This window comes from Bradyrhizobium sp. YCK136 (assembly GCF_044570075.1).
In the GTDB taxonomy this organism is placed as follows: Bacteria; Pseudomonadota; Alphaproteobacteria; order Rhizobiales; family Xanthobacteraceae; genus Bradyrhizobium; species Bradyrhizobium diazoefficiens.
On the sequence record NZ_CP172424.1, the window covers coordinates 6,621,563 to 6,639,757 of the forward strand.

The window sequence follows — 18,195 nt, forward strand, 5'->3', positions numbered from 1 at the left end:
TTCCGGGTTCGCCCTTCGGGCGCCCCGGAATGACAATCAAGAGATAGGAGTAAAATAGTTGTCTCAAGACCTGATCCGCGAAACCGCCTGCAGCGTCGTCAACAAGCTGCGTTCCGGCGACGTCTCGCCGCTCGAACTGCTGGATGTGCTGGAGAAGCGCATCGCCGAGGTCGACGGCAAGGTCAACGCGCTGCCGACGCTGTGCTTCGATCGCGCCCGGGCCAATGCGAAGGCCCTGATGCAGAAACCGGCCGGTGCGCGCGGGCTGCTCGCAGGCCTGCCGGTGCCGATCAAGGACCTGACCGACGTTGCCGGCGTGCTGAACACGCAGGGTTCGCCGATCTTCAAGGACAATATCCCTGCGAAGTCCGACCTCATGGTCGAGAACCTCGAAACCAACGGCGCAGTCGTCTACGCCAAGTCCAACACGCCGGAATTCGGCGCCGGCGCCAACACCTTCAACGAGGTGTTCGGCGCAACCCTCAATCCCTGGGATACGTCCAAGTCCGCCGCCGGCTCCTCAGGCGGCGCGGCGGTGGCGCTTGCGACCGGCATGGCCTGGCTCGCCCAGGGCTCCGACATGGGTGGCAGCCTGCGCAGCCCGGCGGCTTTCTGCGGCGTCGTCGGAATGCGGCCGAGCATCGGCCGCGTCGCCCACACCCCAAAATCGGGTATCGATCGCAATCTCGGCGTGGTGGGCCCGATGGCACGCAACGTCGAGGATCTCGCCCTGCTGCTGGATGCCATGAGCGGCGACTATGCGGACGATCCGCTGTCGCTGCCTGCGCCTACGACGTCGTTCCTGTCGGCGACACAGGCGGGCAAGAAGCCGAAGCGCATTGCCTATTCACCCGATCTCGGCATCACGCCCGTCGATCCTGAGGTGAAGGCCATCACACGCAAGGCCGCTGAACGCTTTGCCGAGGCCGGCGCCATCGTCGAGGAGGCCCATCCGGACTGGCGCGAGGCGCATGAATGCTTCCACGTGCTGCGCGCGTTCGATTTCGCGATCACCAAGGCCAATCTGCTGCGCACCAAGCGGGACCTGCTCAAGCCCGAGGTGATCTGGAACATCGAGGAAGGCCTCAAGCTCACCGTCGAGCAGCTCGCGCGCGCCGAGGCGCAACGCGTCGGCATGACTGCACGCGCGGTGGAGTTCTTCAAGACCTACGATCTCCTGCTGGTGCCGACGACGATCGTGCCGCCCTTTCCGATCGAAGACCGCTATGTCGCCGAATGCGTGGGCAAGAGGTTCGACAACTACGTCGAGTGGCTCGGCATCGTCTACGCCATCACGCTGGCGTGCTGCCCGTCGCTGTCGCTGCCCTGCGGCTTCACGGCGTCAGGCCTGCCGGTCGGCGTCCAAGTGGTGGGGCCCCCCCGCGCTGATGCACAAGTGCTCGCGGGCGCGAAGGTTCTGGAGGATATTCTGGGCCTGCGCGGCACGACGCCGATTGATCCGAAGGTGAAGAAGTAGCACGATCTACAACGCGTACTCGGTAGTTCCCCTCTCCCCTCGTGGGAGAGGGTGGCTCGCCGCAAAGCGGCGAGACGGGTGAGGGGTATCTCTCCGCGAGCGACTCCCTCACCGTCCGAACTCGAGGATAGAACCCCTCATCCGGCGCTTCGCGCCACCTTCTCCCACAAGGGGAGAAGGAAGATCACCTCACCGTCCGCTTGCCGCCTCCAGGCCGCGGCTGTAGCGCGACATCGCGAAGCAGAACACAAAATAGATCGCGGCGACGAAGATGTAGACTTCGACCGAGAACTGCTGCCAGGCCGGATCGATGATCGCCGTCTTGGCCGTCGTCAGCAGGTCGAAGATGCCGATGATGAGGACGAGGCTGGTGTCCTTGAAGAAGGCAATGAAGGTGTTGACCAGCGGCGGGATGACGTGGCGGATCGCCTGCGGCAGGACGATCAGCCGGTGCTTGCGCCAATAGGACAGCCCCAGCGCCTCGGCGGCCTCGTATTGTCCGCGCGGCACGGCCTGAAGGCCGCCGCGAATGACTTCGGCAAGGTAAGCGCCCGCGAACAGGATGATCGCGATCTGCGCACGCAGCAGCTTGTCGATGTTGAAGCCGCTGGGCATGAACAGCGGAAACATCACGCTCGCCATGAACAGCAGGCTGACCAACGGCACGCCGCGGATCAGCTCGACATAGAGCACGCTGAGCGAGCGGATCGCCGGCAGCTTTGAGCGCCGGCCGAGCGCGACGAGGATACCGAGCGGGAAGCCGAAGGCGAGACCGAAGGTCGCCAGGATCAGCGTCACCGGCAGTCCGCCCCAGCGGTCCTGCGACACGAAGGACAGGACGAACACGCCTCCCCACATCAGCACGCTGATCAGCGCCAGCACACCGATCCAGAGATAGACCAGCTCGCGCCGCCAGAAAGCACGGCGGCTGGAGAGATAGAACAGCGCGATGAACAGCATCACCGACAGCGCCGGCCGCCATTGCTCGTCGAACGGATAGGTGCCGAACAGGATGAACCGATATTTCTCGGGGATGATCGCCCAGCAGGCGCCGAAGCCGCGGACGGCACGGCACGCGCTGGAATCGTTCGCGGGCGTCAGCCACACTGCATTCGCGATGCCCCACTGCACGAAGCTGAAGATGCCCTTGGCGAGGATCGCCAGCAGCACGACCGACAGAATGCCGTTGGGGATCGACGAGAACAAATTGGTGCGCAGCCAGCGCAGCACCGGATTTCCCATCTGCGGGCGGCGCGCGGCGCGCGGTGCACCCGGACTATCGGTGATCGCCGTCATGCTCAGCGCTCCACCAGCGCGATACGCGCGTTGTACCAGTTCATGAAGAAGCTGATGCCGAGGCTGATGGTCAAGAACACCGCCATGATCAGCGCGATCGCCTCGATCGCCTGCCCGGTCTGGTTCAGCGTGGTGTTGGCGACCGAGACCACGTCCTGGTAGCCGATCGCGACCGCGAGCGAGGAGTTCTTGGTCAGGTTGAGGTATTGGCTCGTCATCGGCGGCACAATGACGCGGAGCGCCTGCGGCAGGATGATCTGCCGCAGCATGAAGCTGCGGCGCAGGCCGAGCGTGTTGGCGGCATCCCACTGCCCGCGCGGCACCGACTGGATGCCGCTACGCACGATCTCGGCGATGAAGGCCGAGGTGTAGGTGACGAGCGCGATCAGCAGCGCAAAATATTCCGGGGCCAGCGTCAGCCCGCCGACGAAGTTGAAACCGCGCAGCTCGGGCCATTCGATCGCCCAGGGCACACCTAGCAGCACCGACACTGCCGCCGGCAGCATGACGATCAGGCCGAGCGCAAACGTCCATGCCGGCCGCGGCTTGCCGTCCCGCATCTGCTGCGCGATCTGCCATCGTCTGAAGACGTAGAATACGGCGCAGCCCAGCGCGGCGGTGCCGAGCACCCAGAGTTGCGGCGCCCCGATCGGGATCGCCGGCAGGATCAGGCCGCGATTGGAGAGGAACACTCCCTCGAGCGGCCGGAACGCCGCGCGCGCGGCCGGCAGCCCCTGCATCAGCACGTACCAGAACAGGAGCTGAAGCAGCAGCGGGATGTCGCGGAGCGTCTCGACATAGACGGCGGCGAGCCGCGACAGCAGCCAGTTGGCCGACAGCCGCGAGATCCCGATCAGCGTGCCCAGGATGGTCGCGAGCACGATGCCGATCACCGCAACGCGCAGAGTGTTGGCGATCCCGACGACGAAGGCCCAGAGGTAGGTGTCGCGCGGACTATAGGCGAGCAGGCTGTCGGCGATCGGCATGCCCGCTTCGCGGCCGAGAAAGGCAAAGCCCGTGGTGATCCGGCGAGCGGAGAGATTGGTGACGGTGTTGGACCAGAGGAAGGCGATCACCCCGACCGCGATCCCGACCACCAGGACCTGCCAGAACAGGCCTTTCAGCTCCCGTTGTCCGAAGCCGCCGAACAAGCGGCGGCGCGGCGGCGGTCTCGGACCATCTGATGTCACAGCGCAAAAATCCTTCTCAAAAGCAACGATTTCCGGCGGCGCACGTCAACTGTTGCACCAAAAGCCAATTCATGCAACAAATGTTTCATGGCCGAGCCCGCGAAATCCTCGCCGCTGAGCGAACTGCGCATTGCATTGCCATCGCTCCCGATGCGCTTGCAGGAGGTCGGACGCTTCGTCGCCGCCAATGATTACGACGCCACCACCCGCTCGATGCGCGATCTCGCGGCCGTTGCCGGCGCCGATCCCGCCGCGTTCACGCGGCTTGCAAAAGCCATCGGCTATTCCGGCTGGGACGCGTTGCGCGCGGCGCTGACCGAGGCACGGCGGCCGTCGCAGACCTCGCCCTTCTCCGGCCGCGCCAAGAGCCGGCGTCATGGTCCGCACGCCGACGTCGCGCTCGTTACCGACAAGCTCGAGGCCGAGGCCGCCGGCCTTCCGCGCATTCCGGCGCAGCCGATTGCAGAGGCGGCCGGCGCGCTGCACGACGCCAAGCGGATCTGGATCGCGGGCTATCGCAGCTGCCGCAGCGTCGCGGAACTTCTGAACTACGAACTGCGGCTATTTCGCCCCGAACAGGTGCAACTCGTCGGCGCGTCCGGTCCTGACGATCTGGATCTCGGCGCCTTCCGCCCCGGCGAAGCCGTCATCGTCATCGGCTTCCTGCCCTATACGCACGCGAGCGTCCGGGTCGCGCAGGCCGCCTATCGTGCCGGCGCGACGCTGATTGCGATCGCCGATAGCGTATCAGCACCGATGGCCGAGGGCGCCGACCATGTGCTGCTGTTCGAGGCAGCCTCTTCCCCGGGCTTTTTCCCAAGCCTTACCGGCGCGATCGCGATTGCACAGTCGCTTGCCGCGGTGACGTTCTCGCTCGGCGGCATCGCCGCGAAGAAGCGTCTGGAGAATACCGAGGCGCGGCTTGCCGCAGCTACCACCTACGTCTCGGAGAAAGGTTGATCCATGAGCACTCGCACCAGCCGCGTGCTGCACCGCTCGCTACGCGAAACGCCGCCCAAGGCGATCGGCGGCGAAGGCGTCTATCTCTTCGCCGAGGACGGACGGCGCGTCATCGACGCCTCCGGCGGCGCCGCGGTCTCCTGTCTCGGCCACCAGCATCCGCGCGTGATCGCGGCGATGGCGAAGCAGGCGTCGACGCTGGCCTATGCGCACACCGCCTTCTTCTCCTCCGAGCCGGCAGAAGCACTGGCCGAGACGCTGGTCGGACACGAGCCCGGCGGTCTCGCCTACGCCTATTTCGTCAGCGGCGGTTCGGAGGCGATCGAGGCCAGCATCAAGCTCGCGCGGCAATATTTCATCGAGCGCGGTGAGCCGCAGCGACAGCATTTCATCGCGCGGCGGCAGAGCTATCACGGCAATACGCTCGGCGCGCTCGCCGCCGGCGGCAATGCCTGGCGCCGGGCGCCCTATGCGCCGCTGCTGTCAGCCGCCTTCAACCATGTGACTCCCGCCTTTGCTTATCATGAGAAACACGACGGCGAGTCGGATGCGCAGTTCGTAGCGCGGCTCGCAGCCGAGCTAGAAGCTGAATTTCAACGGCTCGGTCCCAACTCCGTTGCGGCGTTCCTCGCCGAACCCGTCGTCGGCGCCACCGCCGGCGCGGTGACGGCGCCGGACGGTTACTTCAGGGCCGTGCGCGAAATCTGCGACCGGCATGGTGCGCTGCTGATCCTCGACGAGGTCATGTGCGGCATGGGCCGCACCGGCACCACGCATGCCTGGGAGCAGGAAGGCGTCGCCCCAGACATCCAGGCGATCGCGAAGGGGCTCGGCGGCGGCTACCAGCCGATCGGCGCGATGCTCGCGAGCGGCAGGATCATCGACACCATCCGGTCAGGCTCGGGCGCCTTCCAGCATGGCCATACCTATCTGGCGCACCCCCTCGCCTGCGCGGCCGCGCTCGCGGTGCAGGACGTGATCCGCGAGGACGGCCTACTCGATCGCGTGAAAGAGCGCGGCCGACAACTCGAGCAGCGACTGACCGAGCGCTTTGGCAATCACCGCCATGTCGGCGATATCAGGGGGCGCGGCCTGTTCTGGGCGATCGAGCTCGTCGCCGATCGCGCCAGCCGCACCTCGTTCGATCCGGCGCTCAAGCTCAACCAGAAGATCAAGGCGGAGGCCTTCGCCAACGGCCTCGGCTGCTATCCCGGCGGCGGCACCGTGGACGGCGTCCGCGGCGACCACGTGCTGCTGGCACCGCCCTATATCGCATCAGTCGCCGAGATCGACCTGATCGTCGACAAGCTCGGCACCGCCGTCGACAACGTGTTGCGTAGTGTCAATCATTGAGGGGAGAGTAGCATGATGAGGAAAGTGGTTATCGCAGCCGGCGTGCTCGCAGCATCGGCGGTGGCCGCGCAGGCGGCGACGCTCGACACGGTAAAGAGCCGCGGCACGCTGGTGTGCGGCGTCAGCGCAGGTTTTGCCGGCTTCTCGGCGCCGGACTCGCAAGGCAATTACAAGGGCCTCGACGTCGACTATTGCCGCGCGCTTGCGGCCGGCGTGCTGGGCGATGCCAGCAAGGTGCGTTACGTCTCCCTGACAGCGCAGAATCGCTTCACCGCGCTGCAATCGGGCGAGATCGACGTGCTCTACCGCAACTCGACGCAGACCTATTTGCGCGGCGTGACGCTGGGCCTGCGCCAGGGCCCGATCAACTTCTACGACGGCCAGGGCTTTGTCGTGAAGAAGGACCTTGGCGTAAAGGACATCAAGGACCTCAAGGGCGCCACGGTCTGCGTTGCGCAGGGTACCACGCACGAGGTCACGCTCGGCGACTACGGCCGCGCCAACGGCATCGACTGGAAGCCGCTGGTGTTCGACCGCGTCGACACCATGTACCAGACCTTCTTCGGCGGCCGCTGCGATGCCATGACCCAGGATGCGTCCGCGCTTGCCGGCGCCGTGACGACCGCAGCGCCCAACCCGGCCGACTACGTCGTGCTGCCGCAGACCATCAGCAAGGAGCCGCTCGGGCCCTTCACCCGCAACGGTGACGAGGTCTGGAGCGACATCATCACCTGGCTGCATTACGGGCTGATCGAGGCCGAAGAGCTCGGCGTCACCCAGGCCAACGTCGATGAGATGGCGAAGTCGCAGACGCCGGCGATCCAGCGGCTGCTGGGGGCCTCCGGCGATCTCGGCTCGCGGCTCGGGCTCGACAACAAATGGCTGGTCACGGCGATCAAGGCCACCGGCAATTACGGCGAGATCTATGAGCGCAATGTCGGCAAGGCGAGCCCGCTCAAGCTCGATCGCGGCCTCAACGGCCTCTGGAGCAAGGGCGGCCTGATGTACGCCGTGCCGTTCAAGTAAGGAATTCTCCCTCTCCCCCGCTTAGGGGGAGAGGGAGAAGAGAGATCCCATGCGCATCGCCCTGATCCACGCCCTGAAGCATTCCATTGCCCCGATCGAGGCGGCATTCGCGACAGCGTGGCCCGAGGCGCGACTGATGAACCTACTCGACGACAGCCTGTCTGCGGATCTCGCGCGCGACGGCCAGCTCACCGACGCCATGACCGAGCGTTTCCTCGCGCTCGGCGACTACGCGGTGGCAACGGGGGCAAACGCGATCCTCTTCACTTGTTCGGCCTTCGGCCCCTGTATCGAGGCGGTGGCGCGCGCCCATGCGCCGATGCCAGTGCTGAAGCCGAACGAAGCGATGATCGAGCGCGCGGTGACGATGGGCAAGCGGATCGGCCTGCTCTCGACCTTCCCGCCGACGCTGGTCTCGATGCCGCCGGAATTCCCCGCTTCGGTCCAGATCGTGCCGAAACTCGCCGAGGGCGCACTGGCGGCGCTCGATCGCGGCGACCGCGCCACGCACGACCGGCTGATCGCGGACGCCTCGCGCCACTTACGCGATTGCGACGTCATCGCGCTGGCACAGTTCAGCATCGCGGCGACGGCGCCGCTGGTCGCGAAGGCCACCGGTCGCCCGGTCGTGACGACGCCGGACAGCGCGATCGAGAAGCTGATGAGGCTGCTGAAAGCCAGCGCTTAGGCGCCCGCCTTCGTCCGGCGCCGTGCATTCTTGATTGCCAGTGCGAGCGCGGCCTTGGTTTCGCTCACAAAATCCTCGACCAGCTCCTCGCGCGTGGCATGCGCCGGCTCGCCGGTGAACAGGCCCTGCTCGGCCAGCATCACCACGCCATGCACCGCCGCCCAGATCTTCAGCGCTTGCCGTTCGCGCAAATAACCGACCGCCGGCGATTCCAGGGCTTCGATCACGAGCCCAAGCGTCTCGCGCGTCGCCTCGTGCAGCTCGCTGCCCTTGGCCGCGCATGAGACGGTGCGCGAAGCGAACATCAGGCGGTAGATGCCGTTGCGGCGCAGGCCGAAATCGAGCGTCGCCTGCGCCAGCCTCGACAATTTCGATTGCCTGGACGGCTTTGCCATCGCCTCGCGCAGGATCGCGCTGAGCTGCCGGAACGCCTCCGCCGTCACTGCCGCCAGCAGCGCCTCGCGGTCGGCGAAGTGCCGATAGGGCGCCGGCTGCGAGACGCCGAGTTGCTTTGCCAGCGCCTTGATGCTGATCGCCTCGGCGCCGCCCTGCTCTGCCTCGCGCAACGCGGCCTTGATCAGGGCGTCACGGAGATCGCCATGGTGGTAGGTATTCTCGGGCTTGCGAGCGAGTTGTGAACGCATGTTACGGCAAAGCCTATAAGTTTGCGCTTGACAGGGGAAGCCCGCCGCGAATGTAATAGCATATAACTTAGACCGAGCGGCAAAGCCGCCGATAAAATTGACATGAGGAACGCGGGCCGCCCTTCAGGCGCCGCGCGCATACGACCAGGGTAGCCGCCATGACAGAGCGACTGAAGGTTCACGTCGATCCCGACAAATGCCAGGGCCACGCGCGCTGCAAGGCGCTGGCGCCGGAGCTGTTCGAGCTCGACGAATACGGCAACGCGCATGAAGCCGGCGATGGCACGGTCCCGCCGGGACTCGAAGACAAGGCGTGGCTTGCCAAATCCAACTGCCCGGAAATCGCAATCGATGTGATCGAGGAGTAGCGCGAGCTTCCTGTCTGCCCGCGTGCGCGTGATTCCAGCGACCACCAGCCGAGGATTGCCCCCGACATGTCCGACGTCAGCGAGCCCGTCGCCCATCCGCCCGTCACCGACTGGGTCAACGATTTCGACCACACCGATCCGCAATGGACGGACGATCCGTTTCCGATCTGGAATGAGCTGCGCGCCGCAAGCCCGGTCGTGCACACCGAGCGATTCCTCGGCTGCTACATGCCGACGACCTACGAGGCGGTGCGCGAGATCGCCAACGACACCGAGCATTTCTCCTCGCGCCGCATCATCGTCCGCGACGTGCGGCCGGAGATTGCCAGGAATGCCGCCCCGCCGATCACCTCCGATCCTCCCGTGCACAAGCCGGCCAAGCAGTTGCTGCTGCCGCCCTTCACCCCGGACGCGATGAAGAAGCTCGAGCCGCGGGTCCGCGCCATCTGCAACGAGCTGATCGACGGCTTCATCTCCGACGGCAAGGTCGATGCCGCAGCGCGCTACAGCAAATACATCCCGGTTCGGGCCATCGCCCATATGCTCGGCATTCCGAGAGCGACAGCGACCTCTTCGTGAACTGGATCCACATGATCCTGGAGCTCGGCATCAAGGACGAGACCATGCTGCTCCAGGCCGTGCAGGAGATGAGCGCCTATTTCAGGACGCATATCGAGGAGCGCAGATCGAGGCCGACCGACGATCTCATCTCCTATCTGATGAACGCCAAGGACAAGGAAGGTCAGCCGCTGGAAGAGTTCCACGTGCTGGGCTCACTCCGCCTGCTCCTGATCGCCGGCATCGACACCACCTGGAGCGCGATCGGCTCCTCGCTCTGGCATCTCGCCAGAACGCCGGCCGACCGCGAACGGCTGATCGCCGAGCCTGGTCTGATCCCGATCGCCGTGGAGGAGCTGCTGCGGGCCTATTCGCCGGTGACCATGGCGCGCGAGGTGGTCAAGGAGACCACGATCTCGGGCTGCCCGGTCAAGGCGGGCAACATGGTGCTGCTGTCCTTCCCGGCCGCCAATCGCGATCCAAAAATGTTTCCGGACGCTGACGTTTCCGGACGCTGACAAAGTCGTGATCGATCGTCGGGAGAACCGCCACGCCGCGTTCGGTCTCGGTATCCATCGCTGCGTCGGTTCCAACCTTGCGCGGATGGAGATGCAGGTTGCGCTGGAGGAATGGCTGAAGCGGATCCCGGATTTTCGCCTCGATCCGGCAGGCACCGTGACCTGGTCGCAGGGCACGGTGAGAGGCCCCCGGCAGTTGCCATTTCTGCTCGGAAAGGCGATGTAGGCCTCTCCAAACAGGGATAGAGAGAGGCCGGACGTGACAGACCAAGTAATCAAACCGGCCTCCGAGCATTTTGACGTCGCCGACGCCGAGCGGCGGATCAAGGCGATCTTCATCGGCTCGATCGGCAATCTCGTCGAATGGTACGATTTCTACGCCTATACGGCGTTCGCGCTCTATTTCGCCCCGGCCTTCTTCCCCGGCAACGACCCGGTCGTGCAGCAATTGAACGTCGCCGTCGTATTCGCAGCGACCTTCCTGATGCGGCCCCTGGGCGGCTGGTTCTTCGGCTACCTTGCCGACCATTTCGGCCGCCGTATCTCGCTGACGCTGTCCGTCGTCTTCATGTGCTTCGGCTCGCTGATCATTGCCCTGACACCCACCTATGCCACGATCGGCCTTGCAGCGCCGGTGATCCTGGCGCTGGCCCGCGTGATCGAGGGCCTGAGCCTCGGCGGCGAATATGGCGCCAGCGCCACCTATCTCAGCGAGGTCGCCGATCCCAAGCACCGCGGCTTCTATTCCAGCTTCCAATACGTCACCCTGATCGGCGGTCAGCTCACCGCAATCATCGTGCTGCTGCTCCTGCAAAAGGTCTTCCTGACGCCCGACGAGCTGAAGGCCTGGGGCTGGCGCATCCCGTTTGCGATCGGCGCGGCGCTCGCGATTTTTGCCGCGGTGATGCGGCGCAATCTGCACGAGACTGAGGCCTTCGAGGAAGCCAAAAAGGTGGTGAAGCCGACCGGTTCGATCACCAATTTGCTGCGCTACCCACGCGAGCTGCTCCTGGTGGTGGGTCTCACCGCCGGCGGTACCGCCGCGTTCTACACCTTCACCACCTACATGCAGACCTTCGTCAAGCTCTCGGTCGGGCTGACCGAAGACCAGACCACCTTCGTGATCTTCGGCACGCTGATCTTCGCGACCATCCTGCAGCCGATCTACGGTGCGATCTCCGACAAGATCGGCCGCAAGCCGCTGCTGATCTTCTTCGGCGTCGCCGGCACGCTGGCGACCGTGCCGCTGCTGATGACGCTGAAGGAGACGAAGTCGCCATTCATGGCCTTCATCCTGATCTGCTGTGCCTGGCTGTTCGTCGCCGGCTATACCTCGATCAACGCCGTGGTGAAGGCCGAGCTGTTCCCGACCAATGTCCGCGCGCTCGGCGTCGGCCTGCCCTATGCCATCACGGTCTCGATCTTCGGCGGCACGGCACCGGCGATCGCGCTTTACTTCAAGAGCATCGGGCACGAGGAATGGTTCTACTTCTACCTCGCCGGCGTCATCTGCCTGTCGCTGATCATCTATTCCACCATGCGCGACACCAAGCACGCCTCCGCAATGCATCGCCACGAGTAAGCTCATGGCCGACGACAACGAGCCACCCGACAGCAAGCTGACGCGCACCAAGGAGAAATGGGCGCGCGAGGGCCGCTTCCTCACGGGCAAGATCACGCGTCCGGAAGATCAAAGGCTACCGCCGGGCCAGCACCTCACGAAGGACTGGCCGGTGCTCGACCTCGGAGTCGTGCCACCGGTCTCGCGTGAGCGCTGGCGGCTCGACGTCTACGGTGCGATTGAACATCCCGTGTTCTGGACCTTCGCCGAGTTCACTGCACAGAAGCAGGCCGAGTTCACCTCCGACATCCACTGCGTGACGACCTGGTCGCGCTACGACAACCTTTGGGAAGGCCTCGCCACGCGCGAGCTGCTCGCGGCCTGCCAGCCGCGCGAGGATGCACGCTTCGTCGTGCTGCATTCGTATGACGGCTACACCACCAACCTTACGCTGGAAGACTTTGCCGCCGAGGACGCTTTGCTCGCCCATAGCTGGTCCGGCCAGCCGCTCTCGGAGGAGCATGGCGGCCCGGTGCGGCTGGTCGTGCCGCATCTCTATTTCTGGAAGAGCGCCAAATGGCTCCAGGCGATCGAATTCCTGACCGGGGACGCGCCGGGTTTCTGGGAAGTCCGCGGCTATCATAACCGCGGCGATCCCTGGGCCGAGCAGCGCTATTCAGGCGATTAAGTCCAACCAAGAGACGGGGAAAGGCCATGCCGACGGAACGCTTTCAATTCACCGGCGAAGGCGGCCATCAGCTCGCGGCCGCGCTGGAGCTGCCGGACGGCGAGCCCGCGGCTTTCGCGTTGTTCGCACACTGCTTCACCTGCGGCAAGGACACGCTGGCGGCCAAGCGCATCTCGGTCGCGCTCGCCGCCAAGGGCATCGCGGTGCTGCGTTTCGACTTCACCGGGCTCGGCTCCAGCGAGGGTGATTTCGCCAATTCGACGTTCTCCTCGAACGTCGCCGACCTCGTACGCGCGGCCGATCATCTGCGGTCGACGCGCAAGGCGCCCTCGATCCTGATCGGCCATAGCCTCGGCGGCGCTGCGATCCTCGCCGCGGCCAGCAGGGTTCCCGAGGCGAAAGCGGTGGTGACCATTGCAGCGCCATCCGACCCCGCCCACGTCACCGGCCTGTTCAGGGAACATGTCGACGCGATCCGCGCACAGGGCGAGGTCGAAGTGTCGCTTGCCGGGCGTCCATTCCGCATCAAGCGCGAATTCCTCGAAGACATCGCCGAGCATGAGCTGATGAAGGACGTCACCGGCCTGCACAAGGCGCTGCTGGTGATGCACTCGCCGGTCGACGACACCGTGGGCATCGACAATGCAACCAAGCTCTTCGTCGCGGCCAAGCATCCCAAGAGCTTCGTCTCGCTCGACCACGCCGACCATCTCCTCACCAGGCCGGCCGACGCGCTCTACGCGGCCGACGTGATCGCGGCCTGGGCAAGCCACTATATCGACGCCGCAAAGCCCGCACAGCCGATGGATCTCGCTGAAGAACCGCGCAAGGTCGTGGTGCAGGAGACCCGCAGGAGCAAGTTCAATCAGATCATCACCGTCGGGCCGCATCATCTGGTGGCGGATGAACCGGTCGCGGCCGGCGGCGAGGATGCCGGGCCCGGCCCCTATGACTTCCTGCTCGCAGGCTTAGGGGCCTGCACCTCTATGACCATGCGCCTCTATGCCGACCGTAAATCGCTGCCACTCGACCGCGTCACGGTCACGCTGAAACATTCCAAGATCTACGCCAGGGATTGTGCGGAATGCGAGACGCGCGAGGGCATGCTCGACCAGATCGAGCGCGACATCGCGATGGACGGTGCGCTCGACGCCGAGCAGCGCAGGAAGCTGATGGAGATCGCCGACAAATGCCCGGTGCACCGCACGCTGACCTCGGAGATCCGCATCGTGACCAAGGCCGTGGACTAGCGCCTTATTGGTTAAGCATGATCTTTTCGGAAAACCGCTTCACACTTTTCCGGATCATGCTCTAGAAGCACGATGCCATCGTCCGCACGGCGGCGCTGATCTCGTTCTCGCGCCAGGCTGCAAAGCCGAGCAGCAGGCCGTGATCGCGCGGCCGGCCGAGCGCAAGGCTGGACAAGGCGCGCGTTTCAACCCCCGCTGCGACCAGCCGCTTGACAGCAGCCTGATCAGCGCGACCACGCTTGAGGCGCGCGACGAGCTGGATGCCGCCCGAGGGCACCTCGACCGTGAGTACCTCGCCGAGATGCCGCTCCAGCCCCTCGACGAGATGATCGCGGCGCGCATGGTAGAGCCGGCGCATCCGGCGCAGATGCGCGAGGAAATGCCCGTCGGCAATGAACTCGGCCAGCGCTTCCTGGATGTGGCTGGCGGCGATCAGCCCGATGTGCCGCTGCGCGATCTCCAGGGTGCCGACCAGCGCCGGCGGCACCACGAGATAGCCGAGCCGGATATCCGACGTCATCGCCTTCGAGAACGTGCCGACATAGAAGACGCGACCATGGGTATCGAGCCCCTGCAACGCCGGCACCGGCCGGCTGTCATAATGGAATTCGCCGTCGTAATCGTCTTCGACGATCCAGGTCTTGCCGGGCCTGCTCAGGCCAAGAAACTCTGTGCGGCGGGCCAGCGACATCAGCCGGCCGGTCGGATGCTGGTGCGACGGTGTCATGAAGATCAGCGTTGGAGCCGCAAGGCCAGGCATCCGCTGCATGCCCTGCACGTCCAGCCTGATGCCGGTCACGCGCGCGCCGGAGGCACGAAAGGCAGCCGCGGCGCCGGGATAGCCGGGATCCTCGACCCAGACCTCGTCACCTTGCGTGATGACGACAGCCGCGATCAAAGTGAGCGCCGCCTGTGCGCTTGGCAGGATCATGATCTGGTCCGCGGTGGCGCGAACGCCTCTGCTGGTCGCCAGATAATGCGCCAGCGCCTCGCGCAAGCGCGGCCGGTTGACGGGGCCGAGATCGCGCCTCGCCGCACGCACCGCGCTGCGGCGCAGACAGCGGGCCCAGATCTCGTTTGGAAACTCCCTGACATCGCCAAGCCCCGGTCGCAACGGCTTTAGCGGCGCGAGATAAGACATCGGCCAGTCCGCCTGCTTGAGCTTTGAGGCCCAGGGAGAGAGGCGCGGCATGCCGGAGCGGACACCTGATGTCGCAGCGCCCGCTGCTTCGATACGCTCACCGCCGTCGACCGTCACGACCGGGCGTCGCCCGTGCGACGCAGCCAAGTACCCTTCGGCGGCAAGCTGCTCGAACGCATAGGTCACGGTGTTGCGCGAGACCCCGAGATCACTCGCAAGCTGTCGGCTCGACGGCAGCCCGCGGCCCTTGCCGATGCGGCCGCTTCCGATCAGCTCCCTGAGCTGGCTCGTCAGTTGAGCCATCAGCCCTTCCTCACCGGTCCGCTTCAACTCGATCAAGCCGGCGATCATCTCTTCTGAAACTGGCACCTTGTTCCTTCTCGATCTGGCACTTTTCCAGGTGCCAGCCCGGATGCTATCCGCGAGGCCAGACTGCTTCAAGGACCTCCGAGATGAACTCCCTGTCACCCCGCGCGGCCGTCGGCCTGTTCCTGATCGTCGTGCTGGCCTGGGGTGTGAACTGGTCGGTGACGAAGCAGCTCGTCCAGCTCCTTTCGCCACTGTGGACTTCGGCGATCCGCAGCTGGATAGCCCTGGCTGCCTTGTTCGTGATCCTTGGACTGAGCAACAATCTCGTGATCCCGGAGCGACGCGACTTTCCGGTGGTTCTCAGCGTGGCACTTCTGCACATGACGGTGTTCTCGGTCCTGGTTGCGGCCGGTGTGCGCTTCCTGCCCGCGGGCAAGGCCGTCGTGCTCGGCTACACCACGCCGCTCTGGGTCGCGATCGCCGCGCCCCTGATCGGGAAGGACACGCTGACCGCGCCAAAGGTCGCCGGCGCCCTGCTCGGACTGATCGGCCTTGCCGTGATCCTGAACCCGACGTCGATCGACTGGACCAATGGCAACGTCATGCTCGGCGCCGGCATGGTCATCCTCGCAGCGATCTCGTGGGCCGCAAACATCATCTATATACGCGCGCATCGCTGACTCGCCTCCCCGCTTCAGCTCCTGATCTGGCAGGTGTTGGTGGCAACGGTGGTGCTGTCGATCACCGCGGCAATCGTGGACGGCATACCGCACGTAAATTGGTCGTGGAGGCTCGTGCTCCTGTTCCTCTATTCCGGCTTGATCGGGACGGCGCTTGCCTATTGGGCGATGTCGATGGTCAACAAGAGCATCTCGGCGCTGACGACGTCGCTCGGCACCACGGCGACGCCACTCGTCGGCATTGCCAGCGCGGCGATCCTCCTCGGCGAACCGATCGACGTGAGCCTTGCCGTCGCGGCCGGACTGATCGTCGCCGGCATAGGCCTGGCAACGCTCGGCGATCGCCTGCTGCGCAGTCAGGCCATCGCGAGAGGTTGAACGCGAAGCGCGCCGCGCAGGCCCGCCGTCGTGCCGAGCAGGATGCCGGCGAGCGCAACGAACGAGCCCAGCGCCAGCGTCGACACACCGGTGAGCCCCTGTCCGATCGAGCAGCCGAACGCCATCACGCCGCCGATCCCCATCATCGCGGCGCCGCCCGCCGAGCGCAGCATATGGCGCGGCGATGAATAGCCTTCGAGCTTGAAGCGGCCAGTAGCGAGTGCCGTCACCAGACTGCCGGCGAAGACGCCGGCAACCGTCGCGACGCCGAAATTGAGCGTCAGGCCGGTCGAGAGCATCGCATATTGCAAGGCATCTGCGATCGGCGCGACGAAGGTGAGCGAGGTCACCGGGACGGGGTTGAAGTCGTCGGCGCCAAGATAGCCGGTGACGAACCAGCCGCCGGCGACGAGGACGCCGACGATGATTCCTGCCGCGATCTGGCCGGGCGAACGGCGGAATGTCGGTTGGGCGAACGCAAACAGGGTCAACGCGACGACGATCACGGCAGCGGCAATCGCGCGCGAGAGAGCCTCAGAGGGACCGAACGCCGCCAGCAGCGACGGCAGCGAATTCGTGTTGACCGTGGCTTGCGAGGCCTGGACCAGCGCAATGCGCGCCGGTGCAACCAGGCCCTTGAGCGTCATCTGCGCGGCGATGGCGAGCACGATCACCACCACGAAGGAACGGAGATTGCCGCGGCCGAGCAGCACCAGAGCGCGCGAGCCGCAGCCGTTCGACAGCACCATGCCGTAGCCGAACAGCAGGCCACCGAGGAACAGCACCGGCGCCGAGAAGGATTGTTGCAGGTAGATCGACTTGCCGAGATCGACGGCGCCGCTGCCGGCCAGGACCTGGCTCGCGGCGACCGCGACAGCGATCGCCAGCGCATAGGACCGCACCAGCCGGCCGTCTCCTTCCGCCAGAAGGCCGCGCATGCTGCTCATCAGGCAGAAGCCGCTCAGCAGACCCACGGCGCCGTAGATCAGGCCGATGACGAGGCCGGCGAGGATGACGAGTTGCGCGGATTCCATCGGTTGTTCTCAGATCTCTCGTCATTCTCCGTCATTGCGAGCGCAGCGAAGCAATGACGCGTTTCACGGCCGCAGGATTACCCTGTCGCGCGAGGAGCCGGCGACCGCGACATACGCTGCCTTGGCACGCTCCAGCGGATAGACGGCATTCGCCTTGATCGGAAACGGTTTCAGGTGACCGCCCGCAAAGCCGGGGCCGAGGTCACGCAGCACCGCGCCAGTCGCCGTCGAGGACAAGCCGAGCGTGTCGATTCCGACGTAAGTGTGCTGGCCTCTGTAGAATTCGAGAATGTTGAACTGCACGATGCGGTCGATCGCGGCGATCAGGATCTGGCGGCCGCGCAAGCCGAGCGACTTGTGCGCGGCCTGGAAATAGGGATCGCCGACCGTGTTGAAGACGATGTCGGCGCCCTTACCGCCGGTCACTTCGCGCACCCGCGTGGCGACATCGGTCGCGGAGGCATCGATCACCTCGATGGACGCGTTGCTATGGCCTTCATAGGTCTCGACCTTGCGCACCACGCCGATGACGCGCGCGCCCTGCCATGTCGCGATCTGCACCGCGGCCTGGCCGACCTTGCCATTGACGCCGAACACCAGAACGGTCTCACCGGCCTTCGGCACGCCGGCGCGGCGAAAGCCTTCCATCGCGGTGACAAAGGGAACGCCGATGCCGGCAGCCTCCTCCCAGGACACCGTCCTGGGTTTCTCCACGACAGCATCGGCCTCGACGACGAGATGGGTTGCGTGGGTGCCGTCGCGGCGGATGCCGAGATCGCCGGAGGAACCGAACACCTCGCGGCCGACCGCACCGGTCGGTCCATCGATCACCACGCCGGCGTAGTCGCGGCCCGGCGTGCGCGGAAACACGGCATAGGGCATCAGCCCGGTCGCGGCCTTGACGTCGGACGGATTGACGGCAGCCGCCTTCACCTCGATCAGGAGATCGTTTGGACCCCGCGTGAGCGTCTGACGCTCGACAACCGGCGCAAGCGCGGCCGCGTTCTCGGCCTTGGCATTGAGGCGCACACAGCGCGCTTCGACGGCTTTGGTATCGGCTGGTGACATGGAAAGAC

General features: G+C 65.5%; 17 protein-coding genes and 1 pseudogene. 12 read left to right on the top strand and 6 right to left on the bottom strand.

All coding sequences use genetic code 11. The features are described 5' to 3' along the window. The first annotated feature begins 58 nt into the window (after positions 1–58). Positions 59–1,477, top strand: coding sequence for an amidase (locus ACFLEY_RS31910; protein WP_060911086.1), 1,419 nt, complete (start codon positions 59–61; stop codon positions 1,475–1,477). A gap of 189 nt (positions 1,478–1,666) precedes the next feature. On the opposite strand, the gene ACFLEY_RS31915 is transcribed toward ACFLEY_RS31910, so the two are convergent. Beyond that, positions 1,667–2,773 carry an amino acid ABC transporter permease gene (locus tag ACFLEY_RS31915; RefSeq protein ID WP_211433413.1) on the bottom strand — a complete coding sequence of 369 codons (1,107 nt, stop codon included), beginning with the start codon at positions 2,771–2,773 and terminating at the stop codon, positions 1,667–1,669. A gap of 2 nt (positions 2,774–2,775) precedes the next feature. After that, on the bottom strand, positions 2,776–3,963 hold the full coding sequence (locus ACFLEY_RS31920) for an ABC transporter permease subunit (RefSeq protein ID WP_060911084.1): 1,188 nt from the start codon (positions 3,961–3,963) through the stop codon (positions 2,776–2,778). 87 nt (positions 3,964–4,050) lie between these two features. Between ACFLEY_RS31920 and ACFLEY_RS31925 the strand changes: the two genes are divergently transcribed. The 4 genes from ACFLEY_RS31925 to ACFLEY_RS31940 are packed head-to-tail and all read left to right on the top strand — an operon-like array spanning position 4,051 to position 7,990. Continuing rightward, positions 4,051–4,923, top strand: a complete 873-nt coding sequence (locus ACFLEY_RS31925) for a MurR/RpiR family transcriptional regulator (protein ID WP_060911083.1) — start codon at positions 4,051–4,053, stop codon at positions 4,921–4,923. 3 nt (positions 4,924–4,926) lie between these two features. Further along, positions 4,927–6,276: an aspartate aminotransferase family protein gene (locus tag ACFLEY_RS31930; protein ID WP_060911082.1), complete on the top strand. Its 1,350-nt coding sequence runs from the start codon at positions 4,927–4,929 to the stop codon at positions 6,274–6,276. Between the two features lie 12 nt (positions 6,277–6,288). Beyond that, a complete protein-coding gene (locus ACFLEY_RS31935; RefSeq protein WP_011085693.1) occupies positions 6,289–7,302 on the top strand; it encodes an amino acid ABC transporter substrate-binding protein in 1,014 nt (337 codons plus the stop codon). A gap of 49 nt (positions 7,303–7,351) precedes the next feature. After that, positions 7,352–7,990: an aspartate/glutamate racemase family protein gene (locus tag ACFLEY_RS31940; RefSeq protein WP_060911081.1), complete on the top strand. Its 639-nt coding sequence runs from the start codon at positions 7,352–7,354 to the stop codon at positions 7,988–7,990. On the opposite strand, the gene ACFLEY_RS31945 is transcribed toward ACFLEY_RS31940, so the two are convergent. Next, positions 7,987–8,634, bottom strand: a complete 648-nt coding sequence (locus ACFLEY_RS31945) for a TetR/AcrR family transcriptional regulator (protein WP_028172406.1) — start codon at positions 8,632–8,634, stop codon at positions 7,987–7,989. The two genes, ACFLEY_RS31940 and ACFLEY_RS31945, sit on opposite strands and share 4 nt — an antisense overlap. Positions 8,635–8,792: 158 nt before the next feature. Here ACFLEY_RS31945 and ACFLEY_RS31950 point away from each other — a divergent pair, with 158 nt between their 5' ends. From ACFLEY_RS31950 to ACFLEY_RS31970, 5 genes and pseudogenes are all read left to right on the top strand, one after another. Beyond that, entirely contained in the window at positions 8,793–9,002 is a 210-nt protein-coding gene (locus ACFLEY_RS31950) for a ferredoxin (protein WP_060911080.1), read from the top strand. Positions 9,003–9,068: 66 nt separating this feature from the next. After that, positions 9,069–10,304, top strand: a pseudogene (locus ACFLEY_RS31955) (cytochrome P450). 33 nt (positions 10,305–10,337) lie between these two features. Then, a complete protein-coding gene (locus tag ACFLEY_RS31960) occupies positions 10,338–11,660 on the top strand; it encodes an MFS transporter (RefSeq protein ID WP_060911079.1) in 1,323 nt (440 codons plus the stop codon). A 4-nt stretch (positions 11,661–11,664) separates the two neighbouring features. Continuing rightward, the gene (locus ACFLEY_RS31965) at positions 11,665–12,327 is read left to right on the top strand and encodes a sulfite oxidase-like oxidoreductase (protein WP_060911078.1); all 663 of its coding nucleotides are present in this window, start codon (positions 11,665–11,667) and stop codon (positions 12,325–12,327) included. Positions 12,328–12,353: 26 nt separating this feature from the next. Further along, complete coding sequence (locus tag ACFLEY_RS31970; protein WP_060911077.1) at positions 12,354–13,577, top strand: bifunctional alpha/beta hydrolase/OsmC family protein; 1,224 nt, start codon at positions 12,354–12,356, stop codon at positions 13,575–13,577. A gap of 61 nt (positions 13,578–13,638) precedes the next feature. Here the strand turns inward: ACFLEY_RS31970 and ACFLEY_RS31975 are convergent, their stop codons facing one another. Continuing rightward, positions 13,639–15,069, bottom strand: a complete 1,431-nt coding sequence (locus ACFLEY_RS31975) for a PLP-dependent aminotransferase family protein (protein WP_171901331.1) — start codon at positions 15,067–15,069, stop codon at positions 13,639–13,641. A gap of 101 nt (positions 15,070–15,170) precedes the next feature. Here ACFLEY_RS31975 and ACFLEY_RS31980 point away from each other — a divergent pair, with 101 nt between their 5' ends. Beyond that, entirely contained in the window at positions 15,171–15,707 is a 537-nt protein-coding gene (locus ACFLEY_RS31980; protein WP_249162752.1) for a DMT family transporter, read from the top strand. A 51-nt stretch (positions 15,708–15,758) separates the two neighbouring features. After that, positions 15,759–16,085: an EamA family transporter gene (locus ACFLEY_RS31985; protein ID WP_309142066.1), complete on the top strand. Its 327-nt coding sequence runs from the start codon at positions 15,759–15,761 to the stop codon at positions 16,083–16,085. Here ACFLEY_RS31985 and ACFLEY_RS31990 read toward each other — a convergent pair. Beyond that, positions 16,064–17,119, bottom strand: a complete 1,056-nt coding sequence (locus tag ACFLEY_RS31990; RefSeq protein WP_060911075.1) for a YeeE/YedE family protein — start codon at positions 17,117–17,119, stop codon at positions 16,064–16,066. The genes ACFLEY_RS31985 and ACFLEY_RS31990 overlap by 22 nt on opposite strands. Positions 17,120–17,182: 63 nt before the next feature. After that, positions 17,183–18,187, bottom strand: coding sequence for a zinc-binding alcohol dehydrogenase family protein (locus ACFLEY_RS31995; protein ID WP_211433412.1), 1,005 nt, complete (start codon positions 18,185–18,187; stop codon positions 17,183–17,185). Positions 18,188–18,195 lie beyond the last annotated feature (8 nt).